Here is a 10,433-nt window from a genome sequence, read left to right as displayed (position 1 = left end):
GCATCGTCTTCCCGGGCAATACCATCAGTGTGACAGTGGACACGGTCGCCGGGCGGATCATCAGTTACAACCTGAACTGGTTTGATCTGGATTTTCCGGCCCCGGAAAAGCTTTTAAACGCCAACGAAGCCACGGAGGCGTTTCTGAAAAACCGCCCTCTCACCCTGAGCTATAACCAGGTTTACGGGCCCGCCGGCCTGGAAAAAGTCCAGTTGGTCTACCAGCCGCTGGCTGCCCCCGGTAAACAGGTCTCCAACCTGATCGATGCGAAAACCGGGGAGCCGCTCGACTGGCAGGGGAAACCCCTCGCCCAACAGCCAAGAGCATACCGTTTTACGGACATCCAGGGAAGCTTTGGGGAGCAGGAAATCACCCTCCTGGGTCAGGCTGGCATCTTCGGTGAGTATGGGGACACTTTCCACCCGGCGGAAAATATCACCGTGGTCTCCCTGCTGCGAGCCATGCTGATGGCCAATAACGGCCCCTGGAGAATCACCGACCTGTCGGACGAAGACGTTTTGCAACAGGCCAGGGAGCGCGGCTGGCTGAAGGATGACCTGCCGGCGAACGCCACCATCAGCCGGGAAATGCTGGTGAAACTGGTGATCCGCCTGCTGAACCTGGAGCGCGCGGCCCGGGTGCAAGGCATCTACCAGGTCCCCTACACCGACGCCAACGCCATTGCTAAAGATTCCTTTGGCTATGTGGCCCTGGCCTGGGGCCTGGACATCCTGAAGGGAGACGGTTCGTACTTTAGACCAGACCAGGCCGTCACCCGAGCGGAAGCCGCCGTTGCCCTCGTGCGAGCCATGAAGGTCAAACCATAAATTAGTTCCACAAATCTCGGGAACTGAACTTATCTTTTCCAAAAGCTCAGCGAAAACAGAACCAGTACTGTATAAATTTCCAAGCGGCCAAGCAGCATGAGGAAGCTAAGCAGCAGCTTACCAGTACCGGAGATCATTGAATAGTTACTCGCGGGTCCGACCAATCCCAAACCAGGACCCACGTTGCCAAAAGTGGCCGCTACAGAGGTAAAAGCGGTAATCAAATCCAAGCCCGTTGCCGTCATAACAATTGTAAACACACCAACAATAGTCAGATATAAAAAGAAAAATTGCAAAACATTGATCACCAAGTCTTCAGATAAACTCTTCCCCTCAATCTTGAGCGCAAATACAGCCCGGGGATGAATTAAGCGTTTCATCTCCAGGGCTCCTTGCCGCAAAAGAATTAAGATCCGGCCAACCTTAATTGCTCCACCGGTCGAACCAGAACAGGCCCCAATAAACATTAGACTAACTAAAACCGCCTGAGACATCGATGGCCAGAGGTTAAAGTCGACAGTAGCAAAACCGGTAGTGGTAATAATCGAGGCCACCTGAAAAGCCGCCGTTCGCACCAGGGCTTCGCCTTCACCAATCAAAGGACGAATGTTATAAGCAGTCAGGGCCGTAGCAACCAAAACAATTACAAGATAGAAACGAAACTCTTCATTAATCCAAAACGTCTTCAGGCTTCGGCCCCTTAAAGCCTGGTAGTAAAGCGCGAAGTTAACTCCGGACAAAAACATGAAAATGATGATCACCCACTGGATTGCCGCACTATCGTAAAAGCCAATACTGGCATTCTTGGTGCTAAATCCACCAGTGGCTAAAGTCCCAAAAGTATGACACAGTGCATCAAATAAAGGCATCCCCAGAAACCACAACAGTCCAGTTTGGACCACCGTCATAATGAGATAGGTAAACCACAAAATCTTCGCTGTCTCACTGATCCTGGGCCTGATTTTTTCCGCTACTGGTCCAGGAACTTCGGCCCGGAACATCTGGTTCGCGCCAACCCCCAGGTGTGATAAAAGCGCCACTAAAAACACGATGATCCCCATTCCACCAAGCCAATGAGTTAAACTTCGCCAAAACAAAACTCCTTTCGGTAGAGCTTCAACATCAGTTATAACACTCGCGCCGGTTGTCGTAAAACCTGACATTGACTCAAAAAAAGCGTCGGGAAAACTACGGCAAGCTCCCGACAACAGGTAAGGCAATCCGCCATAAGCAGAAGCAAGCAACCACCCAAAAGTAACTATAGCAAAGCCCTCACGATATCGAATATCCCCTTTGGCAGGCACCACATAGCAAACAACCAAACCACTGGTCAGAGTAATCACAATTGAAAACAGCAAAGCAAACTGATCCGGCCCTTGATAGTAAATGGCCCAGAACAACGGAAAGATCATGGTCAACCCTAGGAATATCAAAGATTTCCCGATCAAATTAATCACGAGACTAATATTCATTTTAGAATCCCTCGCTTTGCTTCAAAACAGGCTTCGATTTTAGGAACGTTTTCTGGAATAGTAAATACCGTCACCCGATCGCCGGGATATAAAAAATCATCTCCGCCGGGGATAATAATCTGTTCTTTGCGTACTATGGCACCGATTAAGGCACCTTTGGGTAAATTGATTTCTTTCAGGGTCCGATTCACGACAGAAGCACTTGATGGAACAGTTAGTTCAATCATCTCCGCCCTGCTATCGCCAAGGACTGTCACAGAAGCCACTTCCCCCCGCCTGATAAAACGTAAGATGGCGCCGGCTGTCAGAATCCTTGGACTAATTACCGTATCGATATTGACATGCTCCAGAATAGGGATCAAGTCAGAGCGTCGGACCTGGACAAAAGTCTTCTTTGCCCCCAGGTTCTTGGCCATCAGGGAAACCAACACGTTAAGTTTGTCATCTCCCGTAACCGCCACAAAAGCATCAGCCTGGCCAATGTTCTCCTCTAACAATAGATCGGTATCGGTTCCATCCCCGTTAATAATCAAAGTTCGCTTAAGCCGGCTGGCCAAGGTCTTGCACTTCTTATGGTCTTTCTCAATCACCTTGACAGAGAAGTTTTTCTTTTCCAACAATTGGGCCAGGTAATAACCAATGCGTCCTCCTCCCAAGATGACCACATTCTCGATTTTTGTTCGCTCATGGATAAAGAGTTTTTCAAGCCGTGCCATATCTTTAGTTCGAGCAATGAGAAACACCAAATCAGCTGGCTGAATGGTATCATCTCCACCTGGTACAATTAAACGCCCATTGCGAATTATGGCCACAACCAGGAACTGGCCGGGCGCCTTCAGTTGGCGAATTTTCTTCCCCACCACGGGAAAACCTTCTTCAACTTTCAGCTCAGACAATTGGATCGTCCCGTTAGCAAAAAATTCAACATCTTTGGCCTCTGGATTCTCCAACAGTTGGGCAATTTCAAAGGCGGTAACTCTTTCGGGGTTGATGATCAAGTCAATACCTATTTTCGAGAATAAAATTTGCTGATTTTTTTCTACATACTCCGGGTTTCTTACTCGCGCAATTGTCTTGGGAACACCATACTGCTTCGCTAAAAGGCAGGCTACCATATTTATTTCATCCACCTCTGTCACCGCAATGAACATGTCTGCTTCTCGGACGCCAGCCTCTTCGAGAATATCACAACTAGAACCACTGCCACAAATTGTTTGGATGTCCAGGTGCTCCTGGATGATTTTTTGTCGTTCTTCTTCTTTTTCAATTATGACGACATCGTGACCTTCGCGTGACAATATTTGGGCAATGTTGAATCCAACTTTTCCCGCCCCAACAATAATCGCTCTCATTTAAGCCTCCTCTTTAATGACTGCGCCAATCAGTAATAATGCCAAAAGAATAATGACTACCCATTTCAAGCTAAGGATATATTCGACTAAATATAAATTTATACCTCCTAAATCGACTCTTTATGTGTGATTTTAAAGGCCAGTGTAATTCACCAGCCTTTAAGATTCGCTATTAACTAGGAACCATCATTTGGACTTCCCAGTCCACAGGTCATCAGCTAGCTCATCAGGAAGATCAGAACGTTTGATATCGTTTATTGTCGCTTTGACGGGATAGTCAATACGGCGATAACTAGCAGTAACTTCTTCATCAACATCAAGGATCAAGTATGTGGCTTTTCGACTTCCGTCCTTTGGCCGGCCAACACTGCCAACGTTTATAAACATCACACCGGCTTCAGATTTAATAAAAGTCTTGTGTATATGCCCAAACACTATACATTTGGCTAAAGAACTTCGGGCAATTTCCCGATAAATGGCTGGTTGGGTATTAAAACGAAGATATTCATTAATCGACCGGGGACTGGCGTGTACTATCAATATATCATTAAAAGGCTCCTTTGGTCTAAATTCAAATGGCAATATGCGTAAGTAGTTTTTATTTGTTTCCGAAACATTCTCCACTGTCCATCGAAATGATGCCTGTTCAACTCGAAGGTCGCGCCCGGGAGCGATTTTCAACTCCTCAACCCGCCGTTCATATCCCACTGCCTCGTCGTGATTCCCCATAACACAAGGTATCCCAACGTTTCTGATAAAATCAACTACCTCATTAGGATGCGGACCATAATCAACCAAATCACCTGCGCAAACCACTAGATCCGGGCTAGTAAATCTTAAATCATCAAAAACTTTTTCTAAAGCAGGTAGATTACCGTGAATATCCGATAGTACTGCGATACGCATCAGCACTCCTCCTTGAAAGAAAACTTTCTCAACTTGGGAATAGTCGCCGCTGTTATCGCGGTGAAGACAAGTATAAAGAGCTTCGGCAGCGGACATTCTAAAGTTAATTGATATCGTAAGAGAGGAGTAAAATAATGATCAGTACCACTATTTTTCCAGGTCGTTATATTCAGGGTTATAACGCGTTGCATCGACTGGGTCATGAAATGGTCCGTCTAGGACAAAAAGGTCTGGTAATATGTGACCCCATTGTCTTAGAACAGGTGCTGCCGAATTACCTTCCAGAGATACAAGAAGCCGTCAAGGTGGAAATAGAAAAGTTTAACGGCGAGTGTTCTGACGAAGAAATTGCCAGACTATCGCAAACAGCCGAACAAACTGGCTGCGACCTGATCGTCGGGATTGGAGGGGGCAAAGCCCTAGATACGGCTAAAGCCGTAGCTTATCAGGTCAAAACCCCGGTGGTGGTTGTCCCGACCATTGCCTCGACCGATGCTCCTTGTAGTGCCCTTTCCGTTATTTATAGTCCAGATGGCCAATTCAAACGTTACCTGATATTACCCAGCAACCCTAATGTGGTACTACTAGATACCCGGGTAATAGCCCAGGCCCCAGTCAGATTTTTGGTCTCCGGCATGGGAGATGCGCTGGCGACCTGGTTTGAGGCCAAGTCAGTGAAAAATAAATACGCGGGAAACATGACGGGAGACATTGGTTCGATGACGGCGTATGCCCTAGCCCAACTTTGCTATGAAACCCTTTTGCAATACGGCCTAGCCGCCAAGCGTTCCGCGGCAGTTCAGGCGGTGACGCCAGCCCTGGAGCATATCGTCGAAGCCAATACGCTCCTGAGCGGAATAGGCTTTGAAAGCGGTGGATTGGCGGCAGCACATGCGATTCATAATGGTCTGACTGTTCTGGAGCCAACACATCATTATTACCATGGAGAAAAAGTAGCCTTTGGGACCCTAACCTCCCTCTTTCTTACGGATAAACCCACTTCTATTATTGACGAAGTCTTCTCGTTCTGCGAGTTAATTGGACTGCCAACCACCCTGGCTGATATCGGGTTAGCGGTCGTTTCTGATGAGGAGTTAATGCAGGCAGCCGAAGCAGCCTGTGCCGAAGGGGAAACCATCCATAATGAACCCATTCCGGTTTCCCCCTCTAGTGTGCTGGCGGCAATGAAGACAGCTGACGCCTACGGTCAAAGGAGAAAACAGCATCGGAACTGATCGTACATTTGTTTTTCATCCCTTTTCCACAGATTAATATATTACTATAGAGTCCTGCTGCATTCCTCCAGAAAATTTAGCAGAGTCAAAAACATTTTTACGCATTTTACTTATGGCTATCAAACAGAGCATATGAAACTCTGCAATGATAAAATGAGGAAGGCACCCTGCCCTCCTCGTTTTTTATTATTAGCTGTAAATTGATAAATTGATATTAAATTGATATATTGTTGTTTAAATCAGCAGTTCCTAAATCCGGCCTGGTTATGCCTGTGCCGGTGCGCTTTTCTTTCCAGCGGTTGATCGCCAAAAAGATAATCGGAATGATGACCAGCGTAAAGAATGTGGAGGTAAGCAATCCGCCGATCAGCACCCAGGCCATTCCCGTCCGGTTTTCCGCCCCTTCGCTGATCGCTAAAGCAGTTGGCAACATCCCGCAAACCATGGTGAGGGTGGTCATCATGATCGGCCGCAGCCGGGTTTTACTGGCCTCTATCACTGCTTCCCGCGGCGTTTTTCCCCGGCCGATCAACGTCAAAGTGTAGTCCAGCAGCAGTGTTCCGTTTTTCGCCACCAGACCGTCCATCATAATGAAACCGATCATGGAGAACATGTTCAGGCTGTTGCGGGTAATCGCCAAAGCCAGCAACGCCCCGATAAAGCCCAGCGGCAGTGAGAATAACCGAATAAAAGGGGTCAGGAAAGATTCGTACAGGACAACCAGCACCATGTAAACCAGAACTATCGAAAGCCCCAGGGCGGAAAGCATCTCCTTGAACGTATCCATCATCGATTGGGCCTGCCCCGCAAACCGCACAGTGTAGAGCGGGTCAAATCCCCGGTCCCTGATCTTTTTTTCCACTTCGCTGACGAAATCCTGCAGGGGCCGGTCGGTCAGGTTGCAGGTCACGGTAATTGCTCGCTGCTTATCCACCCGGCGAATGGTCCTGGGTCCTACCCCTTCCTTGAATTCCACCACATTCCCCAGGGCCACGGTCTGCCCCCCTGAATACACCGGCAGGGTTTTCAATTCAGCCGGGCTAATTTTATCGCCGTCTTTCAACCGCACGTTGATGTCAATCTCCTGTCCCTGGACCACAAAGGTGCCCGCCGACGAGCCACTGATGCCGGTCTGGAGGGTCCTGGTTATGTCGTTTAGCGCCACGTTGTAGTATTTGGCTCGCTCCCGGTCGATCCGGGCCTGGATCTCTGGCTGGCCCAACCGCCAGTTGGTGTTGACGTCTTTCGCCCCTTTAGTCTGGTTAAGAAGCGCTACCACCTCCTGGGAGATCTCCACCAATTTATCATTGTCAGGTCCCAACACCTCGATTTGGACGTTACCACCCCCTGGTCCACCCCGGCCCGGCAGGCCGGCGATGGAGGTGCTGGCTTCCGTCACCCGCACCGTGCCTGGTGGAAACTGGTTCTTGCTCCAGTTTCTCACCTGGTCAGTGATCTGCCAGATTGTCCGTTTCCGCTGCTTTTTGTCCTTGAGTTGAACATTAACAGTCCCACTGTTGCCGCTGGTGCGTGACTGGAAATTGTCAACCTCGGGAATTGTCTTTATGTAGTCTTCCATCTTGAGAACCGCCTGGTTGGTCTTCTCAAAAGGTGTGCCCACCGGCAGTTCAATGGTTACCGAAAAATAACCTTCATCGGTGTTCGGCATGAATTCCGCCCCCACCACCTTCAAAGGTAAAAGGCTGAAGGCCGCGATGAACAGGATTAGTGCCCCTACCAGCACTTTCCTGGGCTGAGCTAATGACCAGAGTAAAATAGATTCATATTTATCCCTAAACCTGACACCAAAACGGTCAACCTTGGCCCAGAATTTAGCTTTGGTTTCAGATAAACCAGTTTTATAAAACTTTGATGACAGCATTGGCGTGAGGGTAAATGAAACAAACAAGGAAAAGAGGGTGGCGAAAACGATGGTCAGCCCAAACTGCCGGAAGAATTGGCCGATCATGCCGCTCATAAAAGCGATGGGTAAAAACACGACCACATCGCACAGCGTGATCGCTACAGCCGCCGTGCCAATCTCCAGCCGACCATCTAAAGCCGCTTTTTCCGCATCTTTTCCCAGGTGCAGGTGGCGGTGGATGTTTTCCAGCACCACGATGGAATCATCAACCAGGATCCCGATACACAACGCCATCCCCATTAAAGACATCATATTGAAGGTAAAACCAGCGATATAAATAGCAAACAGGGTAGCGATCAACGATGTGGGGATCGCAATCAGAACTGTCGCCATTGAACGCCATTCCTTAAGGAAGAAGAGCAGGGCCAGGGCAGTGGTGAGAATTCCCTCAAATACGCTGCTCAAGGTGTTGTTTAAAGACTGGTGAACATACTTGGACGAGTCGTTAGCAATATAAATAGTGTAATCAGGTAAATCTTTCCTTATTTTCTCGATTTCTTTCTTCAAGTCATCTCCTACCTGCACCACACTGGCATCGCTCTGCTTAAAGATCTGGATATTTACCGATTCTTCACCGTTTAAACGGTTAGAACTCCGCGATTCCTTATTTTTTTCACTCACCGTGGCGATGCTCTTAAGCGGCACAAAAGAGCCTGTTCCCGTTGGTATCTGCAAATTTTCTATATCGGCAAGGCTCTGGTACTCACCAAGGATGCGTAGGTCATAGTCTTTATCGCGGTACAGTCTGCCCGCCGGGTTGTTGGCATTTTCCGATTGAATTTTGTTGATGACCGCACTGAGTGAAACATTGTAAAAAAGCAACCGGTCCTTGTCGATTTCTACAGCGATCTCTTTTTGTCGGCCACCGTAGACCTGAACCTCAGCCACACCAGGTACCTGCTGTAACCGGTCTTTGATCACTTCATTGGCGACCGTGTAGGTCTGGACAAGGGAGTTCTTGGAACTTACTCCCAGAGACATGATGGCCATCGCATTGATGTCCCGTTTAATCACCACCGGGTCGCCCGCTCCATCAGGCAGTCGACCTTTGATGCTGTCCACCTTCTTGCTGACATCCATGGCGGCCTGGTCGGCATTGGCTGTCAGGTCAAACTCCAGGATTATAAAACCGGATCCCTGGCTGGCCATCGACTGCATTTTTTTCAGTTTGGAGACCGAAGACAGTGCCTCTTCCATCGGTTTGAGGATCTGTTTCTCCACTTCTTCCGCCCCCGCACCCGGGTAAGACACGGAAACGGTAACAAAAGGTGTATTAATCGCCGGCAGGAGATCGACACCGATTCGATGGAAACTATAAAGGCCAATGACAACAAAGAAGAGCACAATCATCGTGATGCCGGCTGGGCGCTTGATGGAAAAATGAGTTATGTTCATTGCTCTCTCCGCCATTCTTTATGTTTTTATCCTTTCGGCTTTTCCTTCTGGGCACTGGACTGAACGTTAATATTCATCCCGTCTTTTAAGGCCTGAACGCTGGTGATGATTACCGTCTCCCCCTCGTTTAACCCTTCCACGATCACTGTTTTGCCGTCTTGCGATAGGCCAATCTTGACCTTACGCTCGACTGCTTTATCCCCTTCGGCCACAAAGACGACTTTCTGCCCGCCGTTGCGTTCGGTTATCGCTTCATTGGGTACAGCGAAAACTCCCGTTAACTTCTTGGTCTCCAGGACAATTTCCGCAAACATACCTGGTTTCAGACTGAGGTCCTGATTTTTTATGGAAACCCAAATTGGGTAAGTCTTGTCTTTGGGATCAGCAGACGGACTGATTTTTGTCACCCGCCCTTTAAAAGGCGTCGCAGAGACCGCTTTAACAAGCACATCGACTTCTTGGCCCGGTTTAACATAATTAACCTCGTCTTCCATCAGATTACCGGTTACCTCCACAGTATCAATATCCACCACCACCATCGCCGCCGTGCTGGTGGATACAAATTCACCAATATTCACGTTTCTGCTGGCGACAATCCCGGAAATTGGCGAACGGATGATCGAATTGTTCAGGTCCGACTCATTTTGTTTAAGGGTTGTCAGCAGGGTTGCCAGTGAACTCTGGGCTAACTCATATTCGTTCCGTGAGATGGCGCCGGTTTCGTACAGCATTTTTTTCCGTTCTGCTGTCCGTTTAGCATCCTCGACTTGGATCTGGGTCTTTTCCAGTTGAAGTCGAAGGTCAGAACTATCGAGTTCAACCAGGACTTCGCCTGCTGAAACCCTTTGGCCCACGTCTGCATAGACCCCGGCCACTTTCCCCGCAGTTTTCGGAACGACCTTCACTTCCAGGCTGGGAGCAATTTTCGCCACTACACTCGTTTTGTTAACCAGATCTTCTTTCTTTAGTTTCAAAACTGCCACAGTAGGCGTCCTGGCTTCCGCTTGGACTGAATTCGTCTGCTTACTACAAGCTATACCAGAAGTTAATAGACTTAATATCAATACCAGGGCGATGAGATTCCTGTTCACCAATACCGTCACCCTTTCCATTTTTGTTCATTAATTCTTTTCCTTAATTACAAGGAAATTAAGCACTCAATGTTGAATGAATTATCGCCCAATCATTCCTAATATGAGCCTTTTGCAAAATTAGCTTTTTTGTTAAAGGTAAAACATTGTTAGTCGTTTAGATGTACTCTTTTTTCGCTAGATTAAGGTCAAAAACCAAACCACAATGTAATTTAACATTTTATTCCAGGC

General features: G+C 48.1%; 7 protein-coding genes. 2 read left to right on the top strand and 5 right to left on the bottom strand.

All coding sequences use genetic code 11. From position 1 onward, the window contains the following. Positions 1–29 precede the first annotated feature (29 nt). Entirely contained in the window at positions 30–827 is a 798-nt protein-coding gene (locus HPY81_11245) for an S-layer homology domain-containing protein (GenBank protein NPV27978.1), read from the top strand. Between the two features lie 29 nt (positions 828–856). Here the strand turns inward: HPY81_11245 and HPY81_11240 are convergent, their stop codons facing one another. From HPY81_11240 to HPY81_11230, 3 genes are all read right to left on the bottom strand, one after another. Beyond that, positions 857–2,299, bottom strand: coding sequence for a TrkH family potassium uptake protein (locus tag HPY81_11240; GenBank protein ID NPV27977.1), 1,443 nt, complete (start codon positions 2,297–2,299; stop codon positions 857–859). Then, the gene (gene trkA / locus HPY81_11235; GenBank protein NPV27976.1) at positions 2,296–3,651 is read right to left on the bottom strand and encodes a Trk system potassium transporter TrkA; all 1,356 of its coding nucleotides are present in this window, start codon (positions 3,649–3,651) and stop codon (positions 2,296–2,298) included. Before trkA ends, HPY81_11240 begins: the two co-directional genes overlap by 4 nt. Before the next feature lie 186 nt (positions 3,652–3,837). After that, on the bottom strand, positions 3,838–4,557 hold the full coding sequence (locus tag HPY81_11230; GenBank protein ID NPV27975.1) for a metallophosphoesterase family protein: 720 nt from the start codon (positions 4,555–4,557) through the stop codon (positions 3,838–3,840). 134 nt (positions 4,558–4,691) lie between these two features. Here HPY81_11230 and HPY81_11225 point away from each other — a divergent pair, with 134 nt between their 5' ends. Then, the gene (locus HPY81_11225) at positions 4,692–5,792 is read left to right on the top strand and encodes a glycerol dehydrogenase (GenBank protein NPV27974.1); all 1,101 of its coding nucleotides are present in this window, start codon (positions 4,692–4,694) and stop codon (positions 5,790–5,792) included. Between the two features lie 214 nt (positions 5,793–6,006). Here the strand turns inward: HPY81_11225 and HPY81_11220 are convergent, their stop codons facing one another. Both HPY81_11220 and HPY81_11215 read right to left on the bottom strand, forming a co-directional pair. Continuing rightward, positions 6,007–9,111: an efflux RND transporter permease subunit gene (locus HPY81_11220; GenBank protein ID NPV27973.1), complete on the bottom strand. Its 3,105-nt coding sequence runs from the start codon at positions 9,109–9,111 to the stop codon at positions 6,007–6,009. 26 nt (positions 9,112–9,137) lie between these two features. After that, positions 9,138–10,223, bottom strand: coding sequence for an efflux RND transporter periplasmic adaptor subunit (locus tag HPY81_11215; GenBank protein NPV27972.1), 1,086 nt, complete (start codon positions 10,221–10,223; stop codon positions 9,138–9,140). Between the last annotated feature and the right edge of the window lie 210 nt (positions 10,224–10,433).

The sequence above is a fragment of the Bacillota bacterium genome (assembly GCA_013178045.1).
Classification (GTDB): domain Bacteria; phylum Bacillota; class Ch66; order Ch66; family Ch66; genus Ch66.
This window is presented reverse-complemented; position numbering and strand designations above follow the sequence as displayed.